Source organism: Limnohabitans sp. TEGF003 (assembly GCF_055395455.1).
This window is the reverse complement of record NZ_AP029225.1, coordinates 2,306,386-2,322,405: the sequence shown is the minus strand read 5'-3', so window position 1 is coordinate 2,322,405 and position 16,020 is coordinate 2,306,386. Positions and strand designations below refer to the sequence as shown.

Here is a 16,020-nt window from a genome sequence, read left to right as displayed (position 1 = left end):
ATTTTTCAATTGCAGTGTCCCCGCAGGAGTTTTCATTGCCGGTCAAGCCCCAAGCCAAGTCGACCCCGTCAGCCCCCAGCGCCAACGCCTCGGTGCCCAACGCTGTGCGCACCATCAAGAAGTACCCCAACAGGCGCTTGTACGACACGCAAACCTCCACTTATGTGACTTTGGCCGAGATCAAGAAGCTGGTCATGGCGGCAGACCCCATGGTGGTGGTGGACGCCAAAACCGGTGAAGATCTGACGCGTTCCATCCTGCTGCAGATCATTCTGGAAGAGGAATCCGCAGGCGTGCCCATGTTCAGTGAGGCGGTCTTGTCCAACATCATCCGCTTTTATGGCCATGCCATGCAGGGCCACATGGGCTCTTATCTGGAAAGCCACGTCCAGTCCTTCATGGACTGGCAAAGCAAGCTGGGCGAGTCCAGCCCGGCGCTCAGCCCGGAGGTGTGGGCGCAGTTCATGCAATGGCAAACGCCTTTGATGCAGAACATGTTTTCCGGCCTGGCCAATCCCTCACAAAACGTCATGGCGCAGATGCAGGAGCAGATGCAAAAGCAGATCCAGAAGAACACCGAACAGCTCCTGGGCGTGATGGGTTTGAGGACTTGATGGGCGCTGCATGCCCTTTTGTCACAGGCCGGTCGTTTTTGCGGGGACAATGCGGGCATGAGTGAAATGACCGCCACCCCCCCTGTTCTCGCCCCCAAAGTGGGCTTTGTCAGCCTGGGCTGCCCCAAAGCGCTGACCGATTCCGAACTGATCCTGACCCAACTGAGTGCCGAGGGCTACCAGACGTCCAAGACGTTTGAGGGCGCTGACCTGGTCATCGTCAACACCTGCGGCTTCATCGACGAAGCGATTCAGGAGAGTCTGGACACGATTGCCGAGGCCTTGAACGAGAACGGCAAAGTGATCGTGACCGGATGCCTGGGTGCCAAAACAGGCGAGGGCGGCGGCAACATGGTGCGCGAAATGCACCCCAGCGTGTTGGCCGTGACTGGGCCGCACGCCACGCAAGAGGTGATGGACGCGGTGCACACGCACCTGCCCAAGCCGCACGACCCGTTTCTGGATTTGGTGCCCGGTGGCTTTGGCGAAGCGGGCCTCAAGCTCACGCCGCGCCACTATGCCTATTTGAAGATCAGCGAAGGCTGCAACCACCGCTGCACCTTTTGCATCATCCCGTCCATGCGGGGCGACCTGGTCTCGCGCCCGATTGGCGATGTGCTCAAAGAAGCCAAAGCGCTGTTTGAGGGCGGCGTGAAAGAGCTGTTGGTCATCAGCCAGGACACCTCGGCTTATGGTGTGGATGTGAAATACCGCACCGGTTTTTGGGACGGCAAGCCGGTCAAGACTCGCATGCTGGAGCTGGTGCAGACCTTGGGCGAGATGGCCCGCGAGCACGGGGCTTGGGTGCGCTTGCACTATGTTTACCCCTACCCGAGCGTGGACGACATCATTCCCTTGATGGCCGAGGGCTTGGTGTTGCCTTATCTGGATGTGCCGTTTCAGCACAGCCACCCCGATGTGCTGCGCCGCATGAAGCGCCCGGCCAGCGGCGAAAAAAATCTGGAGCGCATTCAGCGTTGGCGCGAACTGTGCCCTGAGCTGGTCATCCGCAGCACTTTCATTGCGGGTTTCCCGGGTGAGACCGAAGAAGAATTCGAGCACCTGCTGGGCTTTTTGCGCGAAGCGCAAATTGACCGCGCGGGGTGTTTTGCCTACAGCCCGGTCAAGGGTGCCACAGCCAACGATTTGCCCGGCATGCTGCCCGATGCGCTGCGCGAAGAGCGCCGTGCCCGATTCATGGCGGTGGCCGAAGAGGTGTCGATTGCCCGCTTGCACCAGCGCGTGGGCGCCACCATGCAGGTGTTGGTGGACAGCGCCCCGGCCATGGGCCGTCGTGGCGGGGTGGGGCGCAGCTTTGGCGATGCGCCCGAAATCGATGGTGTGGTGCGTTTGTTGCCACCCGAGAAAATGAGCAAAACCCTCAAGGTGGGCGAATTCACCCGCGCCCGCATCGTCAGCGTGGAAGGCCACGACCTGGTGGGGGTGCCGGTTTGATGCGCTGCGGTGCATCGCTGGCCAGCCTTCGGGCGGTCCGCGTGCGCCATGCGTTGCACGGTTCGAGTGCCGAGACAAGTGTTTCAGGCAACAAAAAAGCCGTTGATCAGAAATCAACGGCTTGTTGTGTTTTGAACTTATCTGATTCGATAAGATTGGTGCCCAGAAGAGGACTCGAACCTCCACGATGTTACTCGCTAGTACCTGAAACTAGTGCGTCTACCAATTCCGCCATCTGGGCGCCTCAGGAATAAAAGGATTGTATATCAAAAAAGTAGCGCCACCCAGCGGCTTGCTGGAAGAAATTGAAGGAAGTGTTCAAGGACACCGCGATGGCCACGGATTTTTGATCCGTGACAACGGCGAGTCGGACATTTATTTGTCACCCAACGAGATGCGTGCCGTGTTGCACAAGGACCGCGTCAAGGTGCGCATCGTGCGCCAGGACCGCAAGGGTCGCCCCGAGGGCCGCATCGTCGAGATTGTCGAGCGCCCAGAGCAGCCCATCATCGGCCGCTTGTTGCACGAAGGCGGCTTGTGGCTGGTGGCGCCTGAGGACAAGCGCTATGGCCAGGACGTGATGATCCCCAAAGGGGCCACGGGCACGGCCAAGCCGGGCCAGGTGGTGGTGGTCGAGTTGACCGAGCCGCCTGCCTTGTTCGGGCAACCGGTGGGCCGCGTGAAAGAAGTGCTGGGCGAGATCGACGACCCGGGCATGGAGATCGAGATTGCCGTGCGCAAATACAGCGTGCCGCATGAATTTTCTGCGGCCTGTCTGGAGCAGGCCAAAGGCCTGCCCGACAAGGTGCTGGCCAAGGATCGCAAGGACCGGGTCGATTTGCGCGACGTGCCCTTGGTCACAATCGACGGCGAAGACGCTCGCGACTTTGACGACGCGGTGTATTGCGAACCCGCCAAGGTGGGGCGTGGCAAGGGCTGGCGTTTGCTGGTCGCCATTGCCGACGTGAGTCACTATGTGCAAACCGGCAGCGCGATCGACATCGATGCCTATGACCGCGCCACCAGCGTGTATTTCCCGCGCCGCGTGATCCCCATGCTGCCCGAGAAATTGTCCAACGGCCTGTGTTCGCTCAACCCGGATGTGGACCGTTTGTGCATGGTGTGCGACATGCTGGTCAATGCCAAGGGCGATGTGCACGCCTACCAGTTTTACCCGGCGGTGATGCACAGCCATGCGCGCTTCACCTACACCGAAGTCGCGGCCATTTTGGCCAACACCCGCGGACCGGAAGCGGCCAAACGCAAAGAGCGTGTGACCGACCTGATGAACCTGCAGGACGTTTACCGCGCCTTGCTCGCATCACGTGCGGTGCGCGGCGCGGTGGACTTTGAAACCACCGAAACGCAAATCGTATGCGACGAAAGTGGCCGCATCGAGAAGATCGTGCCGCGCGTGCGCAACGAAGCGCACCGTTTGATTGAGGAAGCCATGCTGGCGGCCAACGTCTGCAGCGCCGACTTCATCCAGCAGGGCAAGCACCCCGGCTTGTTCCGGGTGCATGAAGGCCCCACGGCCGAGAAAAAAGACATCCTGCGCAATTACCTCAAGGCCCTGGGTCTGGGCATGAGCATCAGCGACGATCCGCACACCAGCGAGTTCCAGAAAATCGCGCTCGCGACCAAGGACCGTCCGGACGCGCAGCAGATCCACACCATGCTGCTTCGCTCGATGCAGCAGGCCATCTACACCCCGGTCAACAGCGGGCACTTTGGGCTGGCCTATGAGGCCTACACCCACTTCACCAGCCCGATCCGGCGCTACCCGGATTTGCTGGTGCACCGGGTCATCAAGGCGATTTTGCTGGACCGCAAATACACACTACCCAGCTTGCCCGTGCCGGGCGAGGCGCATGCCAAGCTGAGCAAACGGCTGGAGAAAAGCCGCGCGGCCAAGGGCGATGCGCCCGAGTCGTCTGCACCGCGCGTGCGCATGTCGGCCGCCGACCAGCGCGCCTGGGAGGCTGCGGGCCTGCACTGCAGCGCCAACGAACGCCGCGCCGACGAGGCCAGCCGCGATGTGGAAGCCTGGCTCAAGTGCAAATACATGCGTGAGCATTTGGGTGAGGAATACAGCGGCGTGGTGTCTGCGGCCACCAGCTTCGGCATCTTCGTGACACTGGACACTTTGTATGTGGAAGGGCTGGTGCACATCACCGAGCTGGGGGGGGAGTATTTCCGCTTCGACGAGTTGCGCCAGGAATTGCGCGGCGAGCGCACCGGCATCCGTTACGCCATTGGCAGCCGGGTGCAGGTGCAGGTCAGCCGGGTGGACCTGGACGGCCGCAAGATCGACTTCCGGCTGGTGACAGCGGGCGACGATTTGGTGCCGAGGGCCATGCGCGACAAGGGCTTGTCGGCACCGAATGAAGGCGGGCGAGACAAAAAGCGAGGCGTCCAGGACCGCCGCTTGGCCGATGCCGAGCGCAACCGCTCGCCCATCCAGGCGCTCAAGGCTTCGGTGAAAAAAGCGGCCGCCAAGAAAAAGGGTGCCAGAACCACGAAGCCCCGGCGCTGAGGCGGTTCAGGCCAGGCTCTGTGTTGAGGCCCTTCAGACCAGTCGCTGAGCCAGTCGGCTGGCGGTAAGTGCTTCGCCGGGTGGCCAGTCATCGGCCACTTGGCCGTGTTGGGCCACCGCTGCGCAGGCGGCATCAAAGGCGTTTTGGCCTTGCGCCATGCGGGCCCCCACGAGTCCAGCCAGCACATCGCCCGTGCCGCCGATGGCCAGGCGCCCGTTGCCCGTGATGTTGATGCGCGGCGTGAGTCCAGGCGCGGCGATCACGGAGCCCGAACCCTTCAGGACCACGCTGCATTGGAAGCGCTCGGCCAATTCTTGCGCTGCTTTCAAGCGGTTGTTTTGCACCTGGGCCGTGCTGCAGCTCAGCAGCCGGGCAGCCTCCAGCGGGTGGGGTGTGATCACGGTGGGTTGTTTGGAGCCCCGTTGGCGCAGCGCGTTTTGCAGTGCGCTGTCTTGCGCCACGGCATTGAGCCCATCGGCGTCCAGCACCAGGCAGGCGCTGCGCTGCAGCACCTCGGGCAAGACCGCCTCCACAGCGGTGCCGCCGCCGCAGCCGCACACCACATGCAGTTTTTCCAGCGCCAGCCGCTTGAATTCGCGTTGCATCACATCGGGCGGTGCGCTGTCGCTGGCGTGGCCGGACAACAGGCTCAAGATGACGCGCCCCGCACCTGCGTGCAAGGCGGCAGTGGCCGCCAAAACGGCTGCGCCGCGCATGTCCATGCCGTGTGGGGCCATGCCTTCGCCACCGATCACGGCCACATCGCCGTGGCTGCCTTTGTGGCTGGCGTGGGGCTTGGGTGTTGCTGCGCAGGGGGCATTGAGCCAGGCCAGTGGCGGCAATCGGTGCTGGCTGGCTTGGTAGCCCAGGTTTTCGAGCCAGATTTGGCCACTGGCATCGCGCCCATGCCCCATGAGCAGACCGGGCTGCACCGCGATGAGGCTCAAGGTGTGGTCTGCCCGCACGGCCAAGGTGTGGCCGGTTTCACCATCCAGCCACTGGCCCGATTGCGGGTTCAGCCCAGTGGGCACGTCGATGGCCAGCACCGGAGCTGCGCCCTGCTGCATGGCTAGCACCCAAGCCTTCAAGTCAGCACTCAAGGGGCGTGAGGCACCGATGCCCAGCAGGGCGTCGATGCACAAATCTTCTGCAGCCATTTTCTGCAACCATTCCTTGGGTACGTCAGGCTGAATGCGCACGCCCGCTTGTTGCGCCCGTTGCAAGGCCGCTTGTGCATCGGTTGGGCCGGGTCCGGTTGAGGCCACCAGGCTGACCACCACTTCTTTGCCCCATCGGTGCAGGTGCAAAGCGGCTTCCAGACCGTCGCCCCCATTGTTGCCCGGGCCAGCCGCGACCCAAACGCGCCGGGCATGGGGCGCCACGGCCAGGGCCAGTCGGGCGCAGGCCAGGCCCGCGCTTTGCATCAAAGGCGTGGGGCTGAGGGCTTGCAGCGCAGGTTCGAGCTGCCGCACCTGTGCGGGCCCCAGGATGGGCCAGGCGTGTGAGCGGCTCAGGATGTGCATGGCGTCAGTGCTGTTGCAGCAAGGACTCGAGCAGCAAGGCCAGCTGCAAAATGGTGTCGTCGTGCATGGCCGCGTGCCAGACCATCAAGCCCACGGGCAGCTCGTCCGGCGCATGGCAGGGCAGGGAGATGCCGCAGCCGTCGAGCGTGTTCACGGCGCTGGTGTTGCGCAGCAGCAGGCCGTTGACCCGGAAAAACTCGGCATCGCGCTCGGCACCCGGGGCCACGGCGCTGATTTGTGGGCCTGTGATGGGTGTGGTGGGCGAGAGCACGGCGTCGTAACCCACCAGTGCCATTTCCACGCGGCCTATCCATTGCCGACGGGCCTGCACCAAATCGATGTACTCGTGGGCTTTCATGCCCGCGCCGCGCATCAAGCGTTGCAGGACGCGCGGGTCGTAGCGTTCGGCTTCGCGCTCGATCAGCGGACGGTGCCAGGCATAACCCTCGGCCGGGCTGAAGCCGCCCGTGCTCATCATGGGGGCCAGCTCGTTCAATTCGGTCAGCGCGATCTCGTCGATGCGCGCCCCGGCAGCTCTCAGTGCGTTGAGGCTGCGCTCAAAGGCCCGCGTCACCGTGGCATCCATGCTGTCTTGCATCAGGCTCTTGACGACCGCCAGGCGGTAGCCGCAGAGAGGACGCCGCCCTTGCGGCACACGCCTGGCCGAGAGCACTTCGTGGGCCAAAATCGCGTCGCGCACCGTGCGTGTCATGGCGCACACGGTGTCGAGCGTGGTGGACAGGGGCAGGGCGCCTGTGGTGGGCACCAGGCGGGCGGTGTTTTTGAAGCCCACGATGCCGTTCAAGGCGGCGGGCACCCGGATGGAGCCGCCCGTGTCCGAGCCCAGACCGATGAAGGCGGCACCCGTGGCCACCGACACGGCCGCGCCCGAGCTGGATCCACCCGGCACATGGGGCTGCCCGGGGGCACCGACTGGCTGGTCATGAAGCCCGTCCCAGGCGGCAGGCGTGCCGTGGTGCGGGTTGGTGCCCACGCCCGAAAAGGCAAACTCAACCATGTTCGTGCGCCCGATCAGGCCCGCGCCTGCAGCCCGCAAACGTGCCACGGCTGCACAATCTGCGGCCGCAGGGGGCTGATTTTTCAGAACGACCGAGCCTGCCTGGGTGATCTGCCCTTGAACGTCAAACAGGTCTTTGATGGATACCGCCAGGCCCGCGAGCGGGCTATGGGCCACTTGGGGCTGCTGGGCTGTTTGTTGCAGTGCCTCGGGGGTCAGTTGCATGAAGGCATGCTGGCAGGCGGTGCTTTGAGCCGCAGCCAAACAAGCTTCTGCAACGGCCTGGGGGTGGGTGGAGCCAGCCCGGATGGCTTGCCGGGTGGCGATCAGGTCAGCTTTCATGGGAGAGGGCGCTTTCGGGTGGGTCAGGATGCTATAATCCTAAGGCTTTGCAGAGCTCGGGCGCTGTCTTGTGAGTGTCATGTCGAACATGACGCCCAAACAGTGACCGAAATTCGGCAAAGTTCATCCGCGAACCCGTCCCGTCAAGGTGTTGCGCCCCCTGTTTTACAGGCTGTGCGCGATCAGTGGACCGGGTTTTAGACCTAACCTTTGGAGTATTTTCATGTCCGTTACCATGCGCGAAATGCTGGAAGCCGGTGTCCACTTCGGTCACCAAACCCGCTTCTGGAACCCCAAGATGGCCCCGTTCATCTTCGGCCACCGCAACAAAATCCACATCATCAACCTGGAAAAATCGCTGCCGATGTTCCAGGACGCGATCAAGTTCGCCAAGCAGCTGTCTGCCAACCGCGGCACCATCCTGATGGTGGGCACCAAGCGCCAGGCCCGTGAGCTGGTGGCTGCTGAAGCCCAGCGCGCTGGCGTGCCTTTCGTCGATCAGCGCTGGTTGGGCGGCATGCTGACCAACTTCAAAACCGTCAAGACCTCGATCAAGCGTCTGAAGGACATGAAGGCTCAGCAGGAAGTCGGCCTCGACAGCCTGAGCAAAAAAGAACAGCTGATGTTCAAGCGCGAGATGGAAAAGCTCGAAAAAGACATCGGTGGCATCCAGGACATGGCGGCTTTGCCTGATGCGATTTTCGTGATCGACGTCGGCTACCACAAGATCGCCATCTCGGAAGCCAAGAAACTGGGCATCCCATTGATCGGTGTGGTGGACTCCAACCACTCGCCCGAAGGCATCGACTACATCATCCCCGGTAACGACGACTCGGCCAAGGCCGTGGCTTTGTACGCCCGTGGCATCGCTGACGCGATCATCGAAGGCCGTGCCAATGCGGTCAACGACGTGGTCAAGGCCGTGACCGAAGGCGCTGACGAATTCGTCGAAGAAGCCAACGCTTCTGCCTGAGTTCCCAACACTCGATGAAAGGGGCTTTGTGGCCCCTTTTTTTTAATCTGACTTTTAGACTGAATACGGAGAAATCAAATGGCTGCAATTACCGCAAGCATGGTCGCTGAACTGCGCGCAAAAACCGACGCCCCCATGATGGAGTGCAAAAAAGCCCTGACCGAAGCCGAAGGCGACATGGCCAAAGCCGAAGAGTTGCTGCGCGTCAAGCTGGGCACCAAGGCTGGCAAGGCCGCTTCGCGTGTGACCGCCGAAGGCGTGGTGACCAGTTTCGTGAGCGGCACCACAGGCGCCATGATCGAAGTCAACTGCGAAACCGACTTCGTGACCAAGAACGACAGCTTCCTGGCTTTGGCCAACGCCGCGGCCAAGCTGGTGGCCGAGCACAACCCTGCCGACATCGCTGCCTTGGGCGCTCTGCCTTACAGCCAGGACGGCTTTGGCCCCACCTTGGAAGAAGTTCGCAAAGGCCTGATCGGCAAGATCGGCGAAAACATGAGCTTCCGCCGCTTCAAGCGTGCTGCGGGCGGTGCCAAGATCGCCAACTACCTGCACGGCACCCGCATCGGTGTGTTGGTCGAGTACGAAGGTGACGAGACCGCCGCCAAAGACGTGGCCATGCACGTGGCTGCCATGAAGCCCGTGTCCTTGACCAGCGCCGAAGTGCCTGCCGAGTTGATCGAAAAAGAGCGCTCGGTCGCTGCGGCCAAGGCGGCCGAGTCCGGCAAGCCTGCCGACATCGCCACCAAGATGGTCGAAGGCTCGGTGCAGAAGTACCTTAAAGAAGTGTCTTTGTTCAACCAGTCCTTCGTCAAAAACGACAAGCAGACCGTCGAGCAGATGCTCAAGGCCGCTGGCACCACCGTCAAGGCATTCACCTTGTACGTGGTCGGTGAAGGCATTGAAAAGAAAGTCGACGACTTCGCTGCCGAAGTGGCCGCGCAAGTGGCTGCTGCCCAAGGCGCAGCCTGAGTTCACACACCTGCTGATCTGCCCACCCATCGTCCACATTGAACCCCAAGGAGCCCGTCATGTCTTCAGCCAAGCCAGCCTATAAGCGCATTTTGCTCAAGCTGTCGGGCGAAGCCCTGATGGGGGACGACGCCTTCGGCATCAACCGCGCCACCATCGTGCGCATGGCCGAAGAAATCGCCGAAGTCACCCGCTTGGGTGTGCAGGTGGCGGTGGTGATCGGTGGCGGCAACATCTTCAGGGGTGTGGCGGGCGGCTCGGTCGGCATGGACCGCGCCACCGCCGACTACATGGGCATGTTGGCCACCGTGATGAACTCCCTGGCCCTGGCCGATGCCATGGACAAGGCCGGTCTGACGGCCCGTGTGATGTCGGCCATCGGCATTGACCAGGTGGTCGAGCCTTATGTGCGCCCCAAGGCCTTGCAGTACCTCGAAGAGGGCAAGGTGGTGGTGTTTGCGGCGGGTACGGGCAATCCGTTTTTCACGACCGACACGGCCGCTGCTTTGCGCGGTGCCGAGATCGGAGCCGAGATGGTGCTCAAGGCCACCAAGGTCGATGGTGTTTACACCGCCGATCCGAAAAAAGACCCCTCGGCCACGCGTTATAGCGAGATCAGCTTCGATGAGGCCATTTCGCGCAATCTGGGCATCATGGACGCCACGGCTTTTGCCTTGTGCCGCGACCAGAAACTGCCGATCAAGGTGTTTTCGATCATCAAGAACGGCGCTTTGAAGCGCGTGGTGCTGGGTGAGGACGAAGGCACCCTGGTTTATGCTTGAGACCGTTCTGACGAGGAGAACCCCATGACGATTGCAGACATCAAAAAAACAACCGAAACCAAAATGGAGCAATCCATAGCGGCTTTCAAAAACAACCTGACCAAGATTCGCACTGGCCGTGCCAATCCGGCGTTGCTGGACACCATCCATGTCGATTACTACGGCTCCATGGTGCCTCTGTCGCAAGTGGCCAACGTGTCCTTGATGGACGCGCGCACCATCAGCGTGCAGCCTTGGGAAAAGGGCATGGGTGCCAAGATCGAGAAAGCCATCCGCGAAAGCGATCTGGGCCTGAACCCCGCTTCCATGGGTGATTTGATTCGCGTGCCGATGCCGCCCATGAGCGAAGAGCGTCGCAAGGAAATGACCAAGCTGGCCCGCACCGAAGGCGAGAACGGCAAGATCGCGATCCGCAATCTGCGCCGCGATGCCAACGAATCGGTGAAGAAACTGGTCAAGGACAAGGAAGCGTCCGAGGACGATCAAAAGCGTGCCGAAGCCGACATCCAGAAACTGACCGACAAGCGCATGACCGAGATCGACCAGTTGGTGGCTGCCAAAGAACAAGAGATCATGGCGGTTTGATTGTGAATGGGGTGCCGTGGCTTCACACGGCCTGACGGGCCGCCCAATTGGCGGCCTTTTTTATTCGGCGGCCTTTTTTCTGGAGAACCCGTGCTCAAACAACGCGTCATCACCGCCCTGGTCTTGCTGGCCTTGCTGTTGCCCGCTTTGTTTGCGGCCCACCCCTGGCCCTTCATGGCGCTGACCTTGGTGCTGATCACCGCGGGGGCTTGGGAGTGGGGGCGACTCAACGGCTTGCCCACTGCAGGGGCATGGTCTGGCGCCTTGCTTTGCTTGCTGGCTTGCGCGGCGGCCGTGCAAATGGGCTGGGTTCAGCGCACGCCGCCATGGGTGTGGCTGATGGCAGGTGCCTGGTGGGTCTTGCTGGGCAGCTGGATGGTTCAACGCGGGGTGGCTGGTTGGGCCATGTGGCCGCGCTCTGTGCGCTGGTTGGGGGGTATCGCGCTGTTGGCGCTGGCTTGGGTGGCGATGGCACAAGCCCACCAAAGGGGCGTGAACTTTCTGTTGTCGGTGTTGGTGCTGGTGTGGGCGGCCGATGTTTTTGCTTATTTTTTCGGCAAGGCGCTCGGCGGTCGTTGGATCAAGACCAAGCTGGCAGCCAGCATCAGCCCCGGCAAGAGCTGGGAAGGGGCTTTGGGCGGCATGTTCGGGGTCTTGTGTGTGGCTTGGGTTTGGGTCGAGGTCGACCGAAGTTGGGCCCTGCAGGATCTGAGCTTTTATTCCATGCTGTGGGCCAAAGGCTGGTGGGTGACCCTGCCCGCTTTGCTGTTCATGTCTGCCATGAGTGTGGTGGGCGATCTGGTGGAGTCGCTGGTCAAACGCAGCGCGGGCATGAAAGACAGCTCAGGCCTGCTGCCGGGTCATGGCGGTGTTCTGGACCGCGTGGACGCCTTGCTGCCGACATTGCCTTTGGCGATGATGTTGATTTCCTGGATTTGAAACGAGAGCGGACCCTATGCACACCCTCCAACGCATCACCATCCTGGGCTCTACAGGCTCCATTGGCACGAGCACTCTGGACGTTTTGGCGCGGCATCCGCAGCAGTTTGCGGTGTACGCCTTGACCGCATCGACCCAGGTGGACCTGATGCTGGCGCAATGCGCGCAATTCAAGCCCGAAGTGGCGGTCATGGTCCAGGAGGACGCAGCCCGTTTGCTGGCGGACAAGCTCAAAGCCGAGGGCTTGCGCACCGAAGTGCGTTGGGGCGCTGCGGCGCTGGACGAGGTGGCCTCTGCCGAGCCCGTGGATGCGGTCATGGCGGCCATTGTCGGCGCCGCAGGGTTGTCGCCTTGTTTGGCTGCCGCGCGTGCGGGCAAGAAGCTGCTTTTGGCCAACAAGGAGGCCTTGGTGGTGGGCGGCGAGGTGTTCTTGTCGGCCGTGCGCGAGGGTGGGGCGGTGCTGTTGCCGATTGACAGCGAACACTCGGCGATTTTCCAGTCCCTGCCTGAAGACCCGGCCACCTGGCAGCGGCGTGTTCATAAAATCATCCTGACGGCTTCGGGTGGCCCATTTCGCGGGCGAGAGCCCAGCAGCCTCAAGGACGTCACGCCCGAGCAGGCGTGCGCCCACCCCAATTGGGTGATGGGTCGTAAAATTTCGGTGGATTCCGCCACCATGATGAACAAGGCCCTGGAAGTCATCGAGGCGCGTTATTTGTTTGGCCTGGCCCCCGAGCAGCTGGAGGTGGTGATTCACCCCCAAAGCGTGATCCACTCCATGGTCCAGTACATGGACAACTCCGTGGTGGCCCAGTTGGGCACGCCCGACATGCGGGTGCCGATTGCCTACGGCTTGAGCTGGCCGGAGCGCATGGTTTCGGGGGCTTCTGCGCTCGATTTCCATGCCTTGGCCGCCATGACTTTTGAGGCCATGGACGGGCATGGCCATCCGGAGCGTTTTCCGGGTTTGAAGCTCGCCTGGGCCACTTTGCAGGGGGCCCCTGGCAGTTGCGCGGTGCTCAATGCGGCCAATGAAATCGCGGTGGATGCGTTTTTGAACCGCCGTATCCGGTTTGACCAGATTCACCATGTGAACGAAGCGACCCTGGAGGCCGTGGACCCCGTGCGACCGGAAAATCTGGCGGACTTGCTGGCCATTGACCGCCAAAGTCGCGAGGCTGCGCGGCAGGTGCTGGGCCGACTTGGGTGAGGGCCACGATCCCCCTGACGCACACCGCTCGTGCAGTGTTTGCGGGGTGTATTATCTCGGCTTCGCGGTGCCGAGCGCTGTGACCCTGTTTTTCAGGCGAAAATGCTGCGTTGGTCGCCCTTTGGCGGTGTGCAGATGGGGTTTTTTCTAATGGGTTGAAGGTCGGGTGTTCAACGCAACCCGAGCGGTTGACCTTTATATGGTTGTTCCATGAATTTTTTTGACATTCGTTCACGCCTTCAACCTGCCGCATGGACGGTGGCAGCCAGCTTGATGGCGTGCATGCCCGCCTGGGCTGTTGACCCTTTCACCGTGCGAGACATCCGTGTCGAGGGTTTGCAGCGGATCGAATCCGGTACGGTCTTCGCTTCTTTGCCACTGCGCGTGGGTGACCAATATTCGGACGAAAAAGGCGCTGCTGCGATCCGCGCGCTGTTCGCCTTGGGTTTGTTCAAAGACGTTCGCCTGGAAACCGAAGGCGATGTGCTGGTGGTGGTGGTGGAAGAGCGGCCTTCGGTGGCTGCTGTCGAGTTCATTGGACTCAAGGAGTTTGACAAGGACGTCTTGCTCAAAGCCCTGCGGGAAGTGGGTCTGGCCGAAGGGCGCCCTTACGACAAGGCCTTGGCCGACAAAGCCGAGCAAGAACTCAAGCGGCAGTACATCAACCGCAGTTTGTACGGTGCCGAAGTGGTGAGCACGGCCACCCCCGTGGACCGCAACCGCGTGAATCTGAGCTTCACCATCACCGAAGGCGGCCCAGCCCGAATCAAACAGATCCAGATTGTGGGCAACAAGGCGTTTTCGGAGTCCGATTTGCGCGACCAGTTCAACCTGGACACAGGTGGCTGGATGAGCTGGTACACCAAGTCCGACCGCTATGCCCGCACCAAGCTCAATGCCGACCTCGAAGCCTTGCGCTCCTATTATTTGGCCCGTGGTTTTCTGGAGTTCCGGATTGATTCCACCCAGGTGGCCATGTCGCCCGACAAACAGGAAATGGCCATCACGATCAACGTGACCGAGGGTGAGCGTTTTGTCGTTTCGGGCGTGAAGCTCGAAGGCAACTACCTCGACAAGGACGATGAATTCAAGGCGCTGGTCAAGATCGCTGTGGGCAAGCCCTACAACGCCGAAACCGTGGCCGAGACCACCAAGGCCTTCACCGATTACTTCGGCAAATTCGGTTTTGCTTTTGCCAAGGTGGAGGCCAAGCCAGAAATTGACCGTCAGAACAACCGCGTGCAGTTTGTGCTGCAGGCTGAACCTTCGCGCCGTGCTTACGTCAGGCGCATCCTGGTCTCGGGCAACAACCGCACCCGCGACGAAGTGATCCGCCGCGAGTTTCGCCAATACGAAGCGGCTTGGTACGACGGTGACAAGATCCGCCTGTCGCGTGACCGCGTTGACCGTTTGGGTTTTTTCACCGACGTGAACGTGGAAACCATCGAAATCCCCGGTACCCCCGATCAGGTCGATTTGATGTTCACCGTGGCCGAAAAGCCAACGGGCAGCATTTCTTTGGGTGCGGGTTTTTCTTCGGCTGAAAAGGTGACCTTGAGTTTTGGCATCCGCCAGGAGAACGCCTTCGGTTCGGGCAACTATTTGGCTGTTGAAGTCAACACCAGCAAGTACAACCGCAACCTGGTCTTGAGCACGACGGACCCCTATTTCACGCAAAACGGCATTTCCCGCACGATCGATGTCTTTCAGCGCACCACACGTCCTTACTTGGGCGACATCAATTCCTACAGCTTGATCAACTCGGGTGTTGGCCTGCGTTTTGGCGTGCCTGTGACCGAAACGGACACGGTTTTTGTGGGAGCCAATGCGGAGCAGACCCAAATCAAGGCAGGAACGGGTTTACCCGATCCGTACAAGGACTATGCGGATAAATTTGGCGCCACCAGCACCGCCATCCCTTTGACTTTGGGATGGGCCAGGGATGGGCGTGACAGCGCTTTGGTGCCGAACAAGGGCACTTATCAGCGCTTGAATGCGGATTTGAGCGTTGCGGGCGATGTGCGTTATTTCCGCAGCAACTATCAGTACCAGCAGTATTTCCCGCTGAGCAAGAAGTACACCTTGGCTGTGAACGCGGATCTGGGATGGGGTCAAGGCCTGAATGGACAGGAATTCCCTATCTTCAAGAATTTCTACGTGGGTGGTTTGGGCAGTGTTCGTGGCTTCGAGCAATCGACACTGGGGCCAAAAGCTTTAACGGATAAAACGGTCCCGTCCTCAACATACGTTTATCTCGGTGGCCCCAAGAAAATCGTATTGAACGCCGAATTCATGGTGCCCTTCCCAGGCGCTGGCAATGACAAGACCCTGCGTTTGTTTGGCTTCACGGACATTGGCCGAGCCTTTGGGGAAAACGAAAAAGTCTCTTTTGGTGACCTGCGGGCTTCCGCGGGTATTGGCCTGAGCTGGATCTCCCCCATGGGGCCCCTGCGCTTCTCTTATGCGACGCCCATTCGCAAAGAGACAAACGATAAAATCCAGAAACTCCAATTCCAGATCGGAACCTCTTTCTAATGAAAACGATTCGCAAGAACCTTCTCGTCGCGCTGCTGGCTGGTGCATCCGCTTTCACGGGCCTGGTGCAGGCGCAGGATTTCAAAATCGGCATCGTCAACACGGACCGCATTTTGCGGGACTCCAACGTGGCCAAGGCGGCTCAGGCCAAGCTGGAGTCGGAGTTTTTGAAGCGCGAAAAAGACCTGAACGATGCCATCAACACCTTCAAGGCAGCGGCCGAAAAGTTCGAGCGCGACGCGCCCACGCTGTCTGAAGCGCAGCGCGTGGCCAAGCAAAAGCAGCTGATCGATCAGGACCGTGACCTGAAGCGCCGCCAGCGTGAGTTCCAGGAGGACCTGGGTGCCCGCAAGAACGAAGAAAACCAGATGCTGTTCGAGAAAGCCGGACGTGCGGTCAAGCAAGTGGCCGAGTCCGAGAAGTACGACCTGATCTTGCAGGACGCTGCCTACTTCAACCCCAAGCACGACATCACAGAAAAAGTCATCAAGGCCCTCAACGCCTCGGTGGGCAAATAACAGGCGTTCAGCCTGTT

The 16,020-nt window shown here is 61.0% G+C and carries 13 protein-coding genes and 1 tRNA gene; 11 read left to right on the top strand and 3 right to left on the bottom strand.

Annotated elements, in window-relative coordinates:
* Nucleotides 1-35 precede the first annotated feature (35 nt).
* On the top strand, nucleotides 36-614 hold the full coding sequence (gene phaR, locus ACZ5RT_RS11340; RefSeq protein ID WP_464452516.1) for a polyhydroxyalkanoate synthesis repressor PhaR: 579 nt from the start codon (nucleotides 36-38) through the stop codon (nucleotides 612-614).
* 57 nt (nucleotides 615-671) lie between these two features.
* Nucleotides 672-2,069 (top strand): 30S ribosomal protein S12 methylthiotransferase RimO, encoded by a 1,398-nt coding sequence (gene rimO / locus ACZ5RT_RS11335; protein ID WP_464452515.1) that lies wholly within the window; start codon nucleotides 672-674, stop codon nucleotides 2,067-2,069.
* A 156-nt stretch (nucleotides 2,070-2,225) separates the two neighbouring features.
* Here rimO and ACZ5RT_RS11330 read toward each other — a convergent pair.
* Nucleotides 2,226-2,310: transfer RNA gene (locus tag ACZ5RT_RS11330), tRNA-Leu, on the bottom strand.
* Between the two features lie 18 nt (nucleotides 2,311-2,328).
* Between ACZ5RT_RS11330 and rnr the strand changes: the two genes are divergently transcribed.
* The gene (gene rnr / locus ACZ5RT_RS11325; protein ID WP_464452514.1) at nucleotides 2,329-4,605 is read left to right on the top strand and encodes a ribonuclease R; all 2,277 of its coding nucleotides are present in this window, start codon (nucleotides 2,329-2,331) and stop codon (nucleotides 4,603-4,605) included.
* 33 nt (nucleotides 4,606-4,638) lie between these two features.
* Here the strand turns inward: rnr and ACZ5RT_RS11320 are convergent, their stop codons facing one another.
* Complete coding sequence (locus ACZ5RT_RS11320; protein WP_464452513.1) at nucleotides 4,639-6,129, bottom strand: NAD(P)H-hydrate dehydratase; 1,491 nt, start codon at nucleotides 6,127-6,129, stop codon at nucleotides 4,639-4,641.
* Between the two features lie 4 nt (nucleotides 6,130-6,133).
* Nucleotides 6,134-7,489, bottom strand: coding sequence for an amidase (locus ACZ5RT_RS11315; RefSeq protein ID WP_464452512.1), 1,356 nt, complete (start codon nucleotides 7,487-7,489; stop codon nucleotides 6,134-6,136).
* A gap of 223 nt (nucleotides 7,490-7,712) precedes the next feature.
* Between ACZ5RT_RS11315 and rpsB the strand changes: the two genes are divergently transcribed.
* The 8 genes from rpsB (at nucleotide 7,713) to ACZ5RT_RS11275 (ending at nucleotide 16,003) form a co-directional block, all read left to right on the top strand.
* Nucleotides 7,713-8,462, top strand: a complete 750-nt coding sequence (rpsB, locus tag ACZ5RT_RS11310) for a 30S ribosomal protein S2 (protein ID WP_108362815.1) — start codon at nucleotides 7,713-7,715, stop codon at nucleotides 8,460-8,462.
* 78 nt (nucleotides 8,463-8,540) lie between these two features.
* Nucleotides 8,541-9,434 (top strand): translation elongation factor Ts, encoded by an 894-nt coding sequence (gene tsf, locus ACZ5RT_RS11305; protein ID WP_108426505.1) that lies wholly within the window; start codon nucleotides 8,541-8,543, stop codon nucleotides 9,432-9,434.
* A 59-nt stretch (nucleotides 9,435-9,493) separates the two neighbouring features.
* Nucleotides 9,494-10,216, top strand: coding sequence for a UMP kinase (gene pyrH / locus ACZ5RT_RS11300; RefSeq protein ID WP_108426504.1), 723 nt, complete (start codon nucleotides 9,494-9,496; stop codon nucleotides 10,214-10,216).
* Between the two features lie 24 nt (nucleotides 10,217-10,240).
* Nucleotides 10,241-10,801 (top strand): ribosome recycling factor, encoded by a 561-nt coding sequence (gene frr / locus ACZ5RT_RS11295; RefSeq protein ID WP_108426503.1) that lies wholly within the window; start codon nucleotides 10,241-10,243, stop codon nucleotides 10,799-10,801.
* Nucleotides 10,802-10,891: 90 nt separating this feature from the next.
* On the top strand, nucleotides 10,892-11,740 hold the full coding sequence (locus ACZ5RT_RS11290) for a phosphatidate cytidylyltransferase (RefSeq protein WP_464452511.1): 849 nt from the start codon (nucleotides 10,892-10,894) through the stop codon (nucleotides 11,738-11,740).
* A gap of 16 nt (nucleotides 11,741-11,756) precedes the next feature.
* Nucleotides 11,757-12,950, top strand: a complete 1,194-nt coding sequence (gene ispC, locus ACZ5RT_RS11285; RefSeq protein ID WP_464452510.1) for a 1-deoxy-D-xylulose-5-phosphate reductoisomerase — start codon at nucleotides 11,757-11,759, stop codon at nucleotides 12,948-12,950.
* Nucleotides 12,951-13,160: 210 nt separating this feature from the next.
* Nucleotides 13,161-15,485: an outer membrane protein assembly factor BamA gene (bamA, locus tag ACZ5RT_RS11280; protein WP_464452509.1), complete on the top strand. Its 2,325-nt coding sequence runs from the start codon at nucleotides 13,161-13,163 to the stop codon at nucleotides 15,483-15,485.
* Nucleotides 15,485-16,003, top strand: coding sequence for an OmpH/Skp family outer membrane protein (locus tag ACZ5RT_RS11275; protein WP_108426499.1), 519 nt, complete (start codon nucleotides 15,485-15,487; stop codon nucleotides 16,001-16,003). The genes bamA and ACZ5RT_RS11275 overlap by 1 nt, the downstream gene beginning before the upstream one ends.
* The last annotated feature ends 17 nt before the right edge of the window (nucleotides 16,004-16,020 follow it).